We start from the raw sequence: 15866 nt of genomic DNA, 5'->3' as shown, positions 1-15866 counted from the left end.
CCGCCCGCCCCATCGGCGTCCGGGCTCGGCGTCCGAGGTGCTCAGTAGACTCGTCGGGTGAGCTGGAGCACCGAACCCGATTGGGCCGATGAGGCCTCGTGGAACCCCGACGAGCTCGCTCCGCCGCCCGACGACGAGTGGGCGCCGCCGCCCCCGCCCGACGAGTACCGCGGCGGCGCGGTCGAGTGGGCGCCGGCCGGCGCGGGCACTGCGACCGCTCCAGCGGCCCCACGAGCGCACGTCGGCGCGCCGCAGCAGGCGCGCTCCGCGGCATCCGGTCTGCAGCGGCCGGCCGTGGCCGCACCCGCTCGCTTCGCGAGCGCGCAGGAGGCGCTGCACACGGTCTTCGGGTACGACGCCTTCCGCGGCGAGCAGGCCGCGATCATCGAGCAGGTGGCCTCCGGCGGCGACGCGGTCGTGCTCATGCCGACCGGCGGCGGCAAGAGCCTCTGCTATCAGATCCCGGCGCTCCTCCGCGAGGGCACCGGAGTCGTCGTCTCACCGCTCATCGCGCTCATGCACGACCAGGTCGACGCGCTCGTGCGCAACGGCGTGCGCGCCGCGTACCTCAACTCGAGCCAGCAGGCCGGTGAGCGTGCGGCCGTCGAGCGCGCCTACCTCGACGGCGAGCTCGATCTGCTCTACATCGCGCCCGAGCGGCTCAACACCGAGGGGGCCAAGCAGCTGCTCGCCCGGGGCACCGTGTCGCTCTTCGCGATCGACGAGGCCCACTGCGTGGCGCAGTGGGGCCACGACTTCCGGCCCGACTACCTCGCCCTGGCCGAGCTCGCCGAACGCTGGCCAGAGGTGCCGCGCATCGCGCTGACCGCGACGGCGACCGAGGCCACGCACCGTGAGATCACCGAGCGGCTCTCGCTCGGGCGGGCGAAGCACTTCGTGTCGAGCTTCGACCGACCAAACATCCAGTACCGCATCGCGCCGAAGCTCGAGGTGCGCAAGCAGCTCCTCGACTTCGTGCGCAGCGAGGGCGTCGACGCCGACGGCAAGGCCGTGCCGGGCATCGTGTACGCGCTGTCGCGGGCGAGCACCGAGAAGATCGCCGCCTACCTCGCCGCGAACGGCGTCAACGCGCTGCCGTACCACGCCGGTCTCGACCCCGAGCTGCGCCGCTCGACGCAGGACCGCTTCCTCCGCGAAGACGGGATCGTCGTGGTCGCGACGATCGCGTTCGGCATGGGCATCGACAAGCCCGACGTGCGCTTCGTCGCCCACGTCGATCTGCCGAAGTCGGTCGAGGGCTACTACCAGGAGACCGGCCGCGCCGGCCGCGACGGTGCGCCCGCGACGGCCTGGCTCGCATACGGCCTGCAAGACGTGGTGCAGCAGCGACGCATGATCGACGACAGCCCCGGCGATCTCGCGCACCGTCGGCGCCTGTCGGCGCATCTCGACGCCATGCTCGCGCTCTGCGAGACGGTGCAGTGCCGACGGCAGAACCTGCTCGCCTACTTCGGTCAGGCGAGCGAGCCGTGCGGCAACTGCGACACCTGCCTCGAGCCGCCCGCCTCATGGGACGGCACGGTGCCCGCGCAGAAGCTCATGTCGACGATCGTCCGGCTGCAGCGCGAGCGTCGGCAGAAGTTCGGAGCGGGGCACCTCGTCGACATCCTCCGCGGCAAAGAGACGGCTCGCGTGCGGCAGTACGGCCACGACAGCCTCTCGACCTGGGGGCTCGGCGCCGACCTCAGCGACCAGCAGTGGCGCGGCGTGGTCCGCCAGTTGCTCGCCCAGGGGCTGCTCGCCACGCACGGCGAGTACGGCACCCTCACGATCACCGACGCCGCGGGCGAGGTGTTGCAGGGCAACCGCAAGGTGATGCTCCGCACCGAGGCCGAACGCCCCGCGCGCTCGCGCGGCGGCGCCAAGGCGGCCGCAGCCGCAGCCGACCTCGAGCCGGCCCAGGTCGAGCTCTTCGAGCAGCTCCGCGCGTGGCGCGCGGGGGAGGCGCGCGAGCAGGGGGTCCCGGCGTACATCGTGTTCGGCGACGCCACCCTGCGGGCGGTCGCGGTGGCGAAGCCCGCGAGCCTCGGCGAGCTGGACGGCATCACCGGCATCGGTGCGAAGAAGCTCGAGGCCTACGGCGAGGCACTGCTCTCGGTGGTCGCAGCGGGCTGAGCCCTCGCGACGGGCGCTGCGGTCGCAGCGGGCTGAACCGACCCGGCGCCGACGAGCGCGGAGAAGTACGCGCGCAGGTGGGCGCCGACGTCGATCGCCGGGTCGTAGAGCCACTGGATCTGCAGCCCGTCCCAGAGCGCGGGCAGCCAGGCCGACTCGTGACGAGGGTCGCGATCGGCCCGGAGGGCGCCTTCGTCGCGGAGACGGCGCATGAGGCTGAGGAAGTACCGGCGACTCTCCCGGAACCTGCGTGCGAAGTACTCGTGCGCGGGATGCCCCGGGGTCGCCCCCTCGCTCGCGAGCACCGCGTAGAGCTCAATGAGTCCGGGTGTCTCACGGGCGGTCCGATCGGCGGTGTCAGCGAGGGAGAACAGGCGATCGACCGCCGTCCCGGCGTTCGGCGGTTCAGGGATGAGCGTGCGCTCGTCGCGCAGTCGCAGCACCGCGATGAGGAGTTCGTCCTTCGAGCCGATGTGGTGGATGAGGTTCGCCTTCGACATGCCCGCGTGCTCGGCGAGTTCGCGGAGGCTCGTGCCGAGAAATCCCTCGCGGGCGAACAGTTCGATCGCGCTCGCGGTGATGTCGGCCCGCCGCCCGCGGCCGAGCCGGCCGGGCCGGGCCGAGCCGTCGTGGGGCTCCTCGTCGAGGATCACGGTCGCCGCGATGGCCTCCGCGGCCGCCGTGCGCTCCTCCGGCGGAACGTCGGGCGGTGCGCCGAGCAGCCGCTGCTCGTGGCGCACGAGGTGCGCGACGAGGTCGAGTCCGGGGTCGTAGCGTTGCTGCAGTTGCAGGCCGTCCCATGCGGCGATGGTGTTCGTCGCCTCGGTCGCGGGGTCGATCGCGGCCGGCAGCGGGGGCTCCGCGAGTTGCACGGTCACCGCGGCGCGCACGCGTTGATAGCGCTCGCGCAGGTGCTCGTGGGCGGCGTGACGGGCGCTGGTCGCTTCGCCCGCGAGGGCGGTGTAGAGCGCGAGGTAGCCGGGCGTGTGCGCGTTGCGTTCGGCGAGTGCGGCCAGGCCGAGCGTGCCGGGCGCGGGCTCGGTGCGCTCGAGCCAGTCGGCGTTGGCGCGATCGAGGCGGTCGACGACGGCGCCGAGGAGGGCGTCCTTCGAGGAGAAATGGCGGAGCACGCCCGGGTGGGTGACGCCGGCCCGCATCGCGATGTCGCGGAGTGAGACGGCGCCGATGCCGTCGTCGACGAACGCGGTCGTCGCGGCGGCGACGATGCGCGCGCGGGTCTCGGCCGATCGCGCCTGGCGGGTGGGGGCGGCCGCGCCGCCGAACCCTGCCGTGCTCATCGGGTCATCCTCATCGTTTCAAGGCTACCGTCGTGCGCGCGGAACAAAATGTTACCAAGCGGTCGAATTTTGACTAGGCTCCGATGTCGAACCCCCTGTCGTCGCATCCCGTCGAACTGAAAGGTCCAGACAATGTCGTCTCGTCGTCTCCTCCGCCTCGCTGCGGCCGGCACCGTCGCCGTCGCGCTCTGCTCACTCGCCGCCGTGTCGGCCCAGGCGGTCGAACCGTCCGCCAAGAAGCCCAAGACGCAGCCCGTCACCATCTACCTCACTCGCCACGGCGAGACCATGCTGAACGCGCTCGAGCGCGTGCAGGGCTGGTCGGACTCGCCGCTCACCGAAGACGGGCGCGAGGTCGCCGAGCAGCTCGGCGCAGGGCTCGCCGAGGCGGGCATCGAGTTCGAGGCCGCCTACTCGGCCGACATGGTGCGCCACTGGGAGACGGTCTCGCTCGCGCTCGACGAGGCCGGCTACGACGGCGAGGCGGTGCGCGACGGGCGCCTCCGTGAGATCGCGTTCGGCAAGTACGAGGGCGGCGACGGCCTCGAGATGTGGAACGACATCGCCGTAGAGCTCGGCTACGCCCACGCCGGTGAATTGTTCGGCGACCCCGAGTTCGACATGGGTGTCGCGCTCGATGCGATGGCGCGCCTCAACGAGGGCTCCGGCCTCACTGCCGAGACGTCAGCCGAGGTCGCCGGGCGCGCGCTCGCGGCGCTCGAGGACATCGCGGCGAAGCAGTCCAAGAAGGGCGGCGAGGTGCTCGTGGTCTCGAGCGGCATCACGATCATGGCCGCGCTCGGCGCGCTCGGCGCCGACCTCAGCGAGGTCGTCGCCGGCATCGAGAACGGGGCCGTGTCCGAACTCGTCTACCGCAACGGCGAGTGGACGGTGCGCACGGTCAATGACCTGAGCTATGTCGAGGCCGGTTCCGACTGAGCCGACCGTCGTCCAGCGCAGGCGGATTCCCGCGAATCGACCGAGCGGCGTTCAATCCCGAACGCCGCTCGGTTTATGATCGAGGTGCGCCGCCGAGGACGCGGCCCAGAGCCACACGCATGAAGGAGTGCAGACACATGACCGATGTGCAGAACAGCGACGCAGCGACATCCGCCGAGGAAGCCGCCGAAGCCCCTCACCCCATCGACGAGCGCTACCTCGACGCGTCGCTGCCGATCGACGAGCGCGTCGAGATCCTGCTCGCCCAGATGACGCTGGAGGAGAAGGCCGGCCTCCTCTTCCAGACGGTCATCGGCATCAACCCCGACGGCACCCTCGCCGAAGAGCGCGGTGTCGCGGGCGGCGGCTCGACCGACGGATTCGTCAACGGGCTGAAGATGAGCCACTTCAACATCCACGGTGCACCACACGACCCGGGCGTCTTCGCCGAGTGGCACAACCGGCTGCAGGAGCTCGCGGCGCAGACCCGCCTCGGCATCCCGGTGACGATCTCCAGCGACCCGCGCAACTCGTACAGCGACAACCCGCTCGCCGCCCTGTTCGCGGGCGCCTTCTCGGTGTGGCCCGAGCCGATGGGCCTCGCGGCGATCGGCGACGAGGCGACCGTCGAGCGCTTCGCCGACATCGCCCGGCAGGAGTACACGGCCGTCGGCATCCGTGTGGCCCTGCACCCGCAGATCGACCTCGCGACCGAACCGCGCTGGTCGCGGGCGCTCCAGACCTTCGGCGAGGACGTCGAGCTCGCGAGCCGACTGGGCGCAGCCTACATCCGCGGTTTCCAGGGCGAGGCGCTCGGCCACGACTCGGTCGCGACGATGACGAAGCACTTCCCGGGCGGCGGCCCCCAGCTGGACGGCGAGGACCCGCACTTCGGCCACGGCCGCGAGCAGGTCTACCCGGGCGGCGAGTTCGAGCTGCACCTGAAGCCCTTCGAAGCCGCGTTCGAGGCGGGCACGAGCCAGATCATGCCGTACTACGGCATGCCGGTCGGCACCGAGCTCGAGGAGGTCGGCTTCGGCTTCAACAAGTCGGTCATCACGGGCCTGCTGCGCGGTCGCTACGGCTTCGACGGCATCGTCTGCACCGACTGGGGGCTCATCACCGACGACGAGATCATGGGCGAGCCGTTCCCGGCGCGCGCGTGGGGCGTGGAAGACCTGTCGCCCCGTGAGCGGGTCAAGAAGGTCATCGACGCCGGTTGCGACCAGTTCGGCGGCGAGTCGTGCCCCGAGCTCGTCATCGAGCTCGTGCGTGACGGCGAGCTCGGCGAGGCGCGCATCGACGAGTCGGCCCGGCGCCTGCTGCGCGAGAAGTTCGTGCTCGGACTGTTCGAGCACCGCTTCGTCGACGTCGAGCGCGCGAAGCGCATCGTCGGTTCCGCCGAGTTCATGGCCGCGGGCGAGGCGGCGCAGCGGGCCGCGATCACCCTGCTGGTCAACCGCGAACGGCCGGATGCCACGGGCGCAGCCGCGCCCACCCTGCCGCTCGCCCGCGGACTGAAGCTCTACGTCGAGGGCATCGAGCCCGAGATCGCCGCCGAGTACGGCGAGATCGTGGAGCGGCCGGCCGACGCCGACGTCGCCATCCTGCGCCTGGCGGCGCCGTTCGAGCAGCGCCCGACGTTCTTCGAGAACTTCTTCCACTCGGGTTCGCTCGACTTCGCCGACGACACGCTCGCGCACGTCCGCGAGGTCGCGGCGGCGGTGCCGACCGTCGTCGACGTGTTCCTCGACCGGCCGGCGATTCTCGCGCCGATCGTCGACGAGGTCGCCGCGATGACCGCGAACTGGGGTGCGAGCCCGCGGGCGCTGCTCGACGTGCTGACGGGAGCGGCCGAGCCGCAGGGCCGCCTGCCGTTCGATCTGCCGCGCAGCATGGCCGCGGTCGAGGCGAGCCGCCCCGACGTGCCGTTCGACACCGCCGACCCGCTCTTCGCGCACGGCCACGGACTGCGCTACGGCGGCTGAACTCCAGGTGGTCGAGGAGCGAGCGACGAAGGAGCACGCGTCTCGAGACCCGTCAAGTGGTCTCGAGACGCGTCCGACTGCGTCGGGCGCTCCTCGACCGGCGGGGGCGCCGTGCCCGGCGAGGCATCCTCGACCGCGGGTGCGCCCTCCGATAGCATCGCGGCATGGCTGGGAAACGACCCGGGGGTGTGACGCTCGTCGCCGTGCTCACTTGGATCTCGGGGCTCTTCGACATCATCGGCGGCACTCTCCTGCTCTTCCAGACGAGCGTCGCCTCGACCGTCGAGATGTTCGGCGGGGCGAGTCAGCTCATCACCTCGGCGATCCTCTCGATCCTGATCGGCGCGATCGTCATGGTCGTCGGCACGGGCCTGCTTCGCGGCAGCAGCGGTGCGCGGCTCGTGATCACCGTCTTCCAGATCCTGTCGATCGGGGCGTCCGTCTACCTCGCGATCACGTACCCGCCGAACGCGATCGGCGAGTACTTCAGCGCGGCGATCTCGCTCATCGTGATCGCGCTGCTGTGGTCGGGCAAGGCGCGCGACTTCTTCGGCAGCTGAACGGCGTGCGGTCCCGGCATCCGGCATTGTGGATGCCCCATCGCTCCACCCGCCCCGCTTTGTAGACCCCGCACAGCCTCCTGCGAGGCGTCTCCGCCCGCGTTTGTCGAGACCGAACGCACCGTTTCGGGGTCGCGGGCCCCCGTCCTACCGTGGAACGAGGCGCGCACCGCACCCGCGCGCACCGCAGACGAAGGACGATACCGACGATGGTTGACACTGCACCCCGCACCGCGAAGAGCCCCGCACCGGCTCGCGCCGCCGCCCCGAGCACCCCGGCCGCAGCGAAGCCGGCCGACCCCGAGGCATCCGCGCCGCGCATCGATGTGGCCGCCCTCGGCCACCAGCTGCTCGGCACCTGGCCCGAGGTGCGCCTCGAGGCCCGCAAGCGCGCCGCGATGCCCGAGCTGCAGCGCATCGACGGCCTCTCGATGGCCGAGCACCGCGAGCGCGTGCTCGGGCAGCTGAGGATCCTCGTCGAGCAGGGCGCCATCCACCGGGCGTACCCGACGTCGCTCGGCGGCCAGGACGACCACGGCGGCAACATCGCCGCGTTCGAAGAGCTCGTCATGGCCGACCCGAGCCTGCAGATCAAGTCGGGCGTGCAGTGGGGCCTCTTCGGCGCCGCGGTGCTGCACCTCGGCACGGCGCCGCACCACGAGAAGTGGCTGCCGGCGATCATGTCGCTCGAGGTGCCCGGTGCGTTCGCGATGACCGAGATCGGGCACGGCTCCGACGTGGCGGCGATCGCGACGACGGCGACGTACGACGAGGCCACCGAGGAGTTCGTCATCCACACGCCGTTCCGTGCGGCGTGGAAGGAGTTCCTCGGCAACGCGGGCCTGCACGGCAAGCACGCGACGGTCTTCGCGCAGCTCGTCACCAAGGGCGTCAACCACGGCGTGCACTGCTTCTACGTGCCGATCCGCGACGACGCCGGCGAGTTCCTGCCGGGCGTCGGCGGCGAGGACGACGGCCTCAAGGGCGGCCTCAACGGCATCGACAACGGTCGCCTGCACTTCACGAACGTGCGCATCCCGCGCGAGAACCTGCTGAACCGCTACGGCGACGTCGCCCCCGACGGGACGTACTCGAGCCCGATCGAGAGCCCCGGCCGCCGCTTCTTCACGATGCTCGGCACGCTCGTGCAGGGTCGTGTCTCGCTCGACGGCGCCTCGACCGTCGCGAGCGCCATGGGCCTCGCGATCGCGATCACCTACGGCAACCAGCGCCGGCAGTTCAACGCCTCGAGCGAGGTCGACGAAGAGGTGCTGCTCGACTACCAGCGCCACCAGCGCCGCCTGCTGCCGCGCCTCGCGACGACGTACGCGCAGTACTTCGCGCACGACGAGTTCCTCGTGAAGTTCGACGCGGTGTTCAGCGGCAAGGCCGACACCGACGACGACCGCCAGGACCTCGAGACCATCGCGGCCGCGCTGAAGCCGCTGTCGACCTGGCACGCGCTCGACACCCTGCAGGAGGCCCGTGAGGCGTGCGGCGGCGCAGGCTTCATCGCCGAGAACCGCATCGTCGGCCTCCGCCAGGACCTCGACATCTACGTCACCTTCGAGGGCGACAACAACGTGCTGCTGCAGCTCGTCGCGAAGCGCCTGCTGACCGACTTCTCGAAGCAGTTCAAGGACGCCGACGCCGGTGCGATGGCCCGTTACGTCGTCGCGCAGACCGCCGAGCGCGCCTACCACGGCACGGGCCTCCGCCGTCTCGCGCAGACGATCGCCGACTTCGGTTCGACCGCGCGCTCGGTGAGCGAGCTGCGCGACGAGAAGGCGCAGCGCGAGCTCCTGACCGACCGGGTCGAGACGATGATCGCCGAGATCGCCGGTCGCCTCCGCGACGCCCGCAAGCTCCCGAAGGCCGAGGCCGCTGCCGCGTTCAACCGCAACCAGAACGAGCTCATCGAGGCGGCCCGCGCGCACGGCGAGCTGCTGCAGTGGGAGGCGTTCACGCGCGGCCTCGCCCGCGTCGAGGACGAGGGCACGAAGCAGGTGCTCACCTGGGTGCGCGACCTCTTCGGCCTCGGCCTCCTCGAGAAGCACGCCGCCTGGTACCTCATCCACGGCCGCCTCTCGCCGCAGCGCGCGCAGTCGGTGACCGCCTACATCGACCGGCTCATCGAGCGTCTGCGCCCGCACGCGCAGGACCTGGTCGACGCGTTCGGCTTCTCGCCCGCGACCCTGCGCTCGACGATCGCGAGCGGCATCGAGCAGGAGCGCCAGGACGAGGCGCGCGCGTACTTCGCCGAGCAGCGTCGCGCCGGCACCCTGCCGGTGCCCGAGAAGTCGAAGGCGAAGTCCAAGAAGAAGAAGTAGCGCGGGCGGCGACGCCTGATCGCGGGGCCGGGGCATCCGATTCGAGGATGTCCCGGCCCCGCGTCGTTCATGCGGGCCTATCCGTGAGCGATCGCAGCTCGTCGGCGCCGCGGCGGGTGAGGCGAACCGCTCTCGACGACGCGCGCCGCTCGATCCACCCGTGCTCGTCGAGCGCCGAGAGCACCTGGGCGCCCACCTGGCCTGCGACATGCGCGCGGCGGCCGCTCCAGTCGAGGCAACCGCGGATCCACGGGCGGCGGCCGAGCTGCGGGAGCAGACCGAAGGCGCGAGTGAGGTCGTCGTCGGGGAACGGTCGAGGGGCCTCGAGAACGGTGCCGACGTCGAGTCCGCGGGCGAGTCCGGCGTCGACCAGCAGGTCGGTGATGCGCAGGCCGAGGTCGCCGGCGAGGTGGTCGTAGCAGGTGCGTCCGGCGCGGAGCTCGGCGGACACCGTCGATTGGGTCAGGGAACGGATCTCGCGTCGGGGGGAGACGGCCTGGAGCGCTTCGACGGCGCGGGCCACGTCATCGTTCGCGAGCCGGTAGAACCGGGCGCGACCACGATGCTCGACCGAGACGATGCCGGCGGAGCGAAGGACGCGCAGGTGTTCGCTCGCGGTCGAGGCCGCGACGCCGGCGATTCGAGCGAGCTCGCCCGCAGGGATCTGTCGGCGGCCCAGGAGCGCCGAAGCCATGAGTCCGCGTGCGGGATCGCCCAGCGCCCGAGCAGGTGCGGAGATGTCCGGTTCCCCGTTCATGGGTCAATGCTGCCCGAGTGCGGCGCGTGCGTGTTCGGCGTCGTCGACGACGAGCACCTTGCGGTTGTCGTGATCGCTGTACTGCACGTGCAGCGTGATGCCCGCGTCGACGAGTGCCGCCATCATCCGCCCCAATGCGCCGGGGACGTCCGCGTCGAGATCGGCGAGGATCACCGGTCGCACGTGAGCCGGCCCGAGGCCTGCCTCCTCCAGTGCGCGGAGGGCGGTGTCGGGATCTGCGATCAGGTAGTGCGCACTGCCCGACCACATGCCCCCGCCCTCGAGGCTCACGCCCGCGGCGCCGAGCGCTCGCCCGATGCCGAGGAGGGACTTCGCACCGTGCGGTGCGGGGATCTCGATGTCGAACACTCAGACCACCTCGATGACGGGGCGGATCAGCACCTCGGTCGAGAGGCTGTTCGCGATGTAGCACTGCTCGTGCGCCTTGCGGATGAGGCGTTCGACACGATCGACCGCCGCACCCGTCGCCACGATGCGGGGACGCAACACGATGCGGGTCATCCGCATCGGGCGGACATCGGACGGCATCTCTCCGGTCGCGTGGTCGTCGTACGAGAGCACTTCCACGCCGCCGAGTGCGGCCACCGCGAGGAACGAGAGCAGCTGACAGGAACTCGCAGCTGCGACGATCAGCTGCTCGGGGTTCGGAAGCGCGGGATCGCCTCGGAACGCGGCATCAGCACTCACCGGGAACTCCTGCGCTCCCAGAGCGACGTGGTGATCGCGCCCGTAGGCGTGGTAATCGTTCGTGCGCCCTGCCCATTTCAGGGATGCCTCGTACCGGTGCGTCGTCATGCACCGAGGGTAGAACGGAAGTGCTTCGTCGACGGCCGAAGTATGCAGCACCACGTGACACGGCAGACTTGAGGCATGCGTCGTGCCCTCCGTGTCCTCCTCGCCGTCGTCGCCGTGCTCGCGCTCCTCGTCGTGGGCTTCCTCGCATGGGCGCACAGTGTCATGCAGGGCGAACGGCCGGCGGCGCTCGAGGCGTGGCGCGACGAGGCGGTCGCGATCACCTCGCACGAGGTCGGCATCGTGATCGAGCCCGTCGAGGGCGGCACGGGCGAGGGGCTGGTGTTCATCCCAGGTGCGAGGGTCGACCCGTACGCCTACCTGTACAAGCTCTCGGGCATGGCCGAGGCATCCGGTCTCACCGTCGTCATCACGAAGCCGACGCTCAACCTCGCCTTCTTCGACCAGCGGCCGCTCTCGACCTTCACGGCGCTCGCGCCGGGCGTCGACGAGTGGTATGTCGGCGGGCACTCGCTCGGCGGGGTGCGGGCGTGCCAGCTCGCGGCGCCCGGCGCGAGCGAACCGCAGCCGGTCGGGCTCATGCTGTTCGGCTCGTACTGCGCGAACGACCTCGCCGGGTCGGGGCTCGCGGCGCTCAGCCTCTCGGGCGAGCACGACGGTCTCTCGACGCCCGACAAGATCGCGGAGGCGGCGGGCCTGCTGCCCGACCGCACCGAGTTCGTCGAGCTCGAGGGCGCCAACCACGCCGATTTCGGCGACTACGGGGTGCAGCCGGGCGACGGGGTCTCGACGCGCGACGACGCCGAGCTTCGCGATGAGATCGCCGAGCTCGTCGCCGAATTCCTCGCGGGTGCGAGCGCTGCGCGACCCTGAACGCCGTACGCCTCACGCGGATTGTAGGCTGGCCCGCATGGCCGGTGACACCCCGGGGCTCGACGAGCCCGATCTGACGCTGCGACTGCTCTGGCGCGAACGGCTCGGCCGACCCGTCGGCACCCGCGGGCCGAAGCAGAGCTCGAGCGTCGACGAGGTGCTCGATGCGGCGATCCGCCTCGCCGACGACGAGGGCATCGAGGCGCTCTCGATGCGCCGCGTCGCCGACCGGCTGGGGCTCAAGCCGATGTCGGTCTACACCTACGTGCCGGGTCGCGCCGAGCTCATCGACCTCATGGTCGACGAGGTCGCGGGCGAGGTGCCGCTGCCTCGCCCCCGCGGCGGTCTCCGCGAGCGCCTCGCGCTCATCGCCCGCCTGCAGTGGGACGAGTACCTGCGCCACCCGTGGCTGCTCTCGATCGACACGAGCCGGCCGCCGCTCGGCCCGCACATCTCCGACCACTGGGAGTGGTGCCTGCGCACCCTCGACGGCTTCGGCCTCGACGACGTCGACCTCGACCGGGTGCTCACGATGCTGCTCGGCTTCGTCGCAGGCCCCGCTCGCGCCCACCTCGACGCCGAGCGCCTGCAACGCAGCACCGCCGAGAGCGACGACGACTGGTGGGAGCGCAACGCGCCGCTGCTCGACCGGATCATGGACCCCGAGCGCTACCCGGTCTCGGGCCGGGTCGGGCAGGCCGCAGGGGCCGTGGAGCACGCGCCGAACGACGCGTTCGAGTTCGCGCTCGCACGGCTCATCGACGGGATCGAGGCGTACGTGGCGCGTGCAAGCGGTGGTCGAGGAGCGGCGCAGGAGCGTCTCGCGGCCTCGTGAGTCGGTCTCGAGACGCGTGCTCCTTCGTCGCGCGCTCCTCGACCAGCGGGGAGGCCGGCGGGTGGTGGCTCGTTACTCGGCGGGCGGCTTCATGAGCAGGCCGGCGACGGCGCCGACGACCGCGCCCGCGGCGAGCCACAGCCAGAACCCCGTCCAGAGGCTCACGCCGACGCCCACCAGCAGGCCCACGATGAGCCCGACGATGAGCTGCTTGCGGCGGGCGGCGGGGGAGGGGGTTTCGGCCATGCCTCGAGTCTAGGTCTCGGAGCCCGGGGTCAGATGAGCCCGAGCGACCGCACCGCCTCGCGCTCCTCCACGAGCTCGGCGACCGACGCGTCGATGCGCCCACGCGCGAAGGCGTCGACCGGGAGATCGGGCACGATCCGCCAGGCTCCGTCGACCGACTCGACCGGGAACGAGGAGATGAGCCCCTCGGGCACCCCGTAGGAGCCGTCGGAGACGACCGCCGCGCTCGTCCACCCGCCGGCGGTGCCGAGCACCCAGTCGCGCATGTGGTCGATCGTCGCCGACGCGGCCGACGCCACCGAGGAGGAACCCCGCACCTCGATGATCTCCGCGCCGCGCTTCGCGACCCGGGGGATGAACTCCTCGACGAGCCACGCCCGGTACCCCTCGGCGCCGAGGCGTGCGGTGAGCAGCGCAGGCACCGAGTCGCCGGAGGCGGTCGCGTGCGCGAGGTCGGGGAACTGGGTCGCCGAGTGGTTGCCCCAGATCGTCACACCGCGAATCGCGGCGACGGGCGAGTCGGCGGTCGCCGCCAACTGCCCGAGGGCTCGGTTGTGGTCGAGACGGGTCAGCGCGGTGAAGCGCTCGGCCGGGACATCCGGGGCGTGCGACGCGGCGATGAGCGCGTTCGTGTTCGCCGGATTGCCGACGACGACGACCCTGATGTCGTCGGCGGCGCCGGCGTTGATCGCGGCTCCCTGCGGGGCGAAGATGCCGCCGTTCGCGGCGAGCAGGTCGCCGCGCTCCATGCCGGGGCCGCGGGGGCGGGCGCCGACGAGCAGCGCGACGTTCGCGCCGTCGAACGCGGCCCTCGCATCGTCGAAGACCTCGACGCCCGCGAGCAGCGGGAACGCCGAGTCCTGCAGTTCGAGCGCGGCGCCCTCGGCGGCGCGCACCCCCTGCGGGATCTCGAGCAGCCGCAGACGCACGGGCGCGTCGGTGCCGAGCATCGCCCCGGAGGCGATGCGGAACAGGAGGGCATACCCGATCTGGCCGCCAGCCCCCGTGAGGGTGACGGTGACCGGCTTCGTCGCGACCATGGTTCGAGCCTAGCCATGCGAGCACGATGTCGCTGCGGCGCGGCGACCGGTCGCGGCATCCCTTCGTCGCTTACCGTGAGCAGATGCGAGAGATGTATCCGGAGATCGAGCCGCTGGAGACCGGCATGCTCGACGTGGGGGACGGCCAGCACATCTACTGGGAGGTGTCGGGCAACCGCGAGGGCAAGCCCGTCGTGTTCCTGCACGGGGGCCCCGGGGGAGGCACCAGCCCGTCGCACCGTCGCCTGTTCGACCCCGAGCGCTACCGCATCGTGCTGTTCGACCAGCGCGGTTGCGGCCTCTCGATCCCGCACGCCTCCGAGCCCGAGGCCGATCTCTCGGCCAACACCACCTGGCACCTCGTCGCCGACATGGAGCGGCTGCGCGGACACCTCGGCATCGACCGCTGGCAGGTGTTCGGCGGCTCGTGGGGAAGCGCGCTCGCGCTCGCCTACGCGCAGACGCACCCCGAGCGGGTGACCGAGATGGTGCTGCGCGGCATCTTCACGCTGCGCAGGCAGGAGCTCGACTGGTTCTACGAGGGCGGCGCCTCGGCGATCTTCCCCGACCTGTGGGAGGAGTTCCTCGCGCCGGTGCCGCTCGCCGACCGCGCCCACCTCATCGAGGCGTACGGACGCCTGCTCTCCGACCCCGACCCGCTCGTCTACGAGCCGGCGGCCATCGCATGGTCGCGCTGGGAGTCGTCGACGATCACGCTGCTGCCGCAGGCCGAGACGATCGCCCGGTTCACCGCGCCCGAGTACGCGGCGGCGTTCGCGCGCATCGAGAACCACTACTTCCGGCACGGCGGCTGGTGGGAGGAGGGGCAGCTCATCAGGGATGCCTCGCGCCTCCGCGACATCCCCGCGGTGATCGTGCAGGGCCGCTACGACATGTGCACCCCGGTGATGACCGCGTGGGACCTCCACAAGGCGTGGCCCGAGGCCGAGTTCACCCTCGTGGACGACGCAGGGCACGCGTTCGACGAGCCCGGCATCCTCGACGCGCTCATCACCGCGACGGATCGCTTCGCCGAGGAGGAGGTGCTCGCCGCCCGGGCGGCGGCGGCCGACTCGGCGACGAGCACGATCGATGACGGCGACGCGGATGCCTCGTCCGACGCCGAGTCGGAGTAGCGTCGGTTCATGACGTTCAACCCGAATGCCGACATCCGTGGCGGCAAGGCTTCGAAGCGCGGCCGCAACACCGGCATCGCCGTCGGCGGCGGACTCGGGGTGATCGCGCTCGTCCTGCTCTCGCAGTTCCTCGGGGTCGACCTCACCGGGCTGCTCGGCGGCGGAACGGGTACCGGCGGAGCGCCCGCTGCGAGCGACTCGTCGCTCGAGCACTGCCAGACCGGCGCCGACGCGAACGAGTACGTCGAGTGCCGCATGCAGGGCGCCTCGGCCTCGCTCGAGGCGTACTGGGAGCAGGAGTCGGCCGAGCTCGGCTTCGACTACGTCGGCCCGCAGGACTTCATCCTCTTCGATCAGGCCACGACCACCGGCTGCGGCAACGCCTCCTCGGCGACGGGGCCGTTCTACTGCCCGCCCGACCAGACCGTCTACATCGACGTCACCTTCTACGACGAGCTGCGCCAGCGCTTCGGCTCGAGCGGCGGCCCGCTCGCCGAGATGTACGTCATCGCGCACGAGTGGGGCCACCACGTGCAGAACGTGCTCGGCATCCTCGAGCAGGCGCAGGACGGTCAGACGGGCCCCGCCTCGAACGCGGTGCGCGTCGAACTGCAGGCCGACTGCTTCGCGGGCGCGTGGGCGGCGGATGCGTCGGAGGTGCCCGACGACAGCGGGGTGCCGTTCCTCCAGCCGATCACGCAGTCCGAGTACCGCGACGCGTTGAGCGCCGCCTCGGCCGTCGGTGACGACCGGATCCAGCAGTCGACCCAGGGGCAGGTGACTCCGCACACCTTCACCCACGGCACGAGCGAGCAGCGCATGCGCTGGTTCGAGACCGGCTTCGAGCAGGGCGCCGGCGCGTGCAACACCTTCCAGGTGAGCGCCGCGCAACTCTGAGCGCCGCGCAACTCTGAGCGCCGCGCAACTCTGAGCGCCGACGCGCGATGAGTGCTC

The 15866-nt window shown here is 71.5% G+C and carries 15 protein-coding genes; 9 read left to right on the top strand and 6 right to left on the bottom strand.

Annotated elements, in window-relative coordinates:
- Positions 1 to 57: 57 nt before the first annotated feature.
- A complete protein-coding gene (gene recQ, locus ACFVTX_RS05340; RefSeq protein WP_386898519.1) occupies positions 58 to 2136 on the top strand; it encodes a DNA helicase RecQ in 2079 nt (692 codons plus the stop codon).
- Here recQ and ACFVTX_RS05335 read toward each other — a convergent pair.
- Positions 2097 to 3434, bottom strand: a complete 1338-nt coding sequence (locus tag ACFVTX_RS05335; protein ID WP_386898518.1) for a TetR/AcrR family transcriptional regulator — start codon at positions 3432 to 3434, stop codon at positions 2097 to 2099. The two genes, recQ and ACFVTX_RS05335, sit on opposite strands and share 40 nt — an antisense overlap.
- A gap of 132 nt (positions 3435 to 3566) precedes the next feature.
- Here ACFVTX_RS05335 and ACFVTX_RS05330 point away from each other — a divergent pair, with 132 nt between their 5' ends.
- From ACFVTX_RS05330 to ACFVTX_RS05315, 4 genes are all read left to right on the top strand, one after another.
- Positions 3567 to 4373, top strand: coding sequence for a histidine phosphatase family protein (locus ACFVTX_RS05330; RefSeq protein ID WP_386898517.1), 807 nt, complete (start codon positions 3567 to 3569; stop codon positions 4371 to 4373).
- 137 nt (positions 4374 to 4510) lie between these two features.
- Positions 4511 to 6361, top strand: a complete 1851-nt coding sequence (locus tag ACFVTX_RS05325; protein WP_386898516.1) for a glycoside hydrolase family 3 protein — start codon at positions 4511 to 4513, stop codon at positions 6359 to 6361.
- Between the two features lie 164 nt (positions 6362 to 6525).
- Entirely contained in the window at positions 6526 to 6921 is a 396-nt protein-coding gene (locus ACFVTX_RS05320) for a hypothetical protein (protein ID WP_386898515.1), read from the top strand.
- Between the two features lie 209 nt (positions 6922 to 7130).
- Positions 7131 to 9251, top strand: coding sequence for an acyl-CoA dehydrogenase (locus ACFVTX_RS05315; protein WP_386898514.1), 2121 nt, complete (start codon positions 7131 to 7133; stop codon positions 9249 to 9251).
- 67 nt (positions 9252 to 9318) lie between these two features.
- On the opposite strand, the gene ACFVTX_RS05310 is transcribed toward ACFVTX_RS05315, so the two are convergent.
- The 3 genes from ACFVTX_RS05310 to ACFVTX_RS05300 are packed head-to-tail and all read right to left on the bottom strand — an operon-like array spanning position 9319 to position 10824.
- On the bottom strand, positions 9319 to 10008 hold the full coding sequence (locus tag ACFVTX_RS05310) for an ArsR/SmtB family transcription factor (protein ID WP_386898513.1): 690 nt from the start codon (positions 10006 to 10008) through the stop codon (positions 9319 to 9321).
- Between the two features lie 3 nt (positions 10009 to 10011).
- The gene (locus ACFVTX_RS05305) at positions 10012 to 10377 is read right to left on the bottom strand and encodes a hypothetical protein (protein WP_386898512.1); all 366 of its coding nucleotides are present in this window, start codon (positions 10375 to 10377) and stop codon (positions 10012 to 10014) included.
- Positions 10378 to 10824 (bottom strand): OsmC family protein, encoded by a 447-nt coding sequence (locus ACFVTX_RS05300; protein ID WP_386898511.1) that lies wholly within the window; start codon positions 10822 to 10824, stop codon positions 10378 to 10380.
- Positions 10825 to 10899: 75 nt separating this feature from the next.
- On the opposite strand from ACFVTX_RS05300, the gene ACFVTX_RS05295 reads away from it, so the two are divergent.
- Together ACFVTX_RS05295 and ACFVTX_RS05290 are read left to right on the top strand one after the other, a co-directional pair.
- A complete protein-coding gene (locus tag ACFVTX_RS05295) occupies positions 10900 to 11655 on the top strand; it encodes an alpha/beta hydrolase (protein ID WP_386898510.1) in 756 nt (251 codons plus the stop codon).
- 37 nt (positions 11656 to 11692) lie between these two features.
- The gene (locus ACFVTX_RS05290) at positions 11693 to 12490 is read left to right on the top strand and encodes a TetR/AcrR family transcriptional regulator (protein WP_386898509.1); all 798 of its coding nucleotides are present in this window, start codon (positions 11693 to 11695) and stop codon (positions 12488 to 12490) included.
- 72 nt (positions 12491 to 12562) lie between these two features.
- Here the strand turns inward: ACFVTX_RS05290 and ACFVTX_RS05285 are convergent, their stop codons facing one another.
- Both ACFVTX_RS05285 and ACFVTX_RS05280 read right to left on the bottom strand, forming a co-directional pair.
- Entirely contained in the window at positions 12563 to 12736 is a 174-nt protein-coding gene (locus tag ACFVTX_RS05285; RefSeq protein WP_386898508.1) for an HPP family protein, read from the bottom strand.
- Positions 12737 to 12765: 29 nt separating this feature from the next.
- A complete protein-coding gene (locus ACFVTX_RS05280; protein ID WP_386898507.1) occupies positions 12766 to 13776 on the bottom strand; it encodes a malate dehydrogenase in 1011 nt (336 codons plus the stop codon).
- 83 nt (positions 13777 to 13859) lie between these two features.
- Here ACFVTX_RS05280 and pip point away from each other — a divergent pair, with 83 nt between their 5' ends.
- Positions 13860 to 14912 (top strand): prolyl aminopeptidase, encoded by a 1053-nt coding sequence (pip, locus tag ACFVTX_RS05275; RefSeq protein ID WP_386898506.1) that lies wholly within the window; start codon positions 13860 to 13862, stop codon positions 14910 to 14912.
- 9 nt (positions 14913 to 14921) lie between these two features.
- A complete protein-coding gene (locus ACFVTX_RS05270) occupies positions 14922 to 15809 on the top strand; it encodes a neutral zinc metallopeptidase (RefSeq protein ID WP_386898505.1) in 888 nt (295 codons plus the stop codon).
- The last annotated feature ends 57 nt before the right edge of the window (positions 15810 to 15866 follow it).

This window comes from Agromyces sp. NPDC058136, assembly GCF_042884375.1.
Classification (GTDB): Bacteria; Actinomycetota; Actinomycetes; order Actinomycetales; family Microbacteriaceae; genus Agromyces.
Note: the sequence above shows the minus strand (reverse complement) of the source record. Positions and strands in the feature narration are given on the sequence as shown.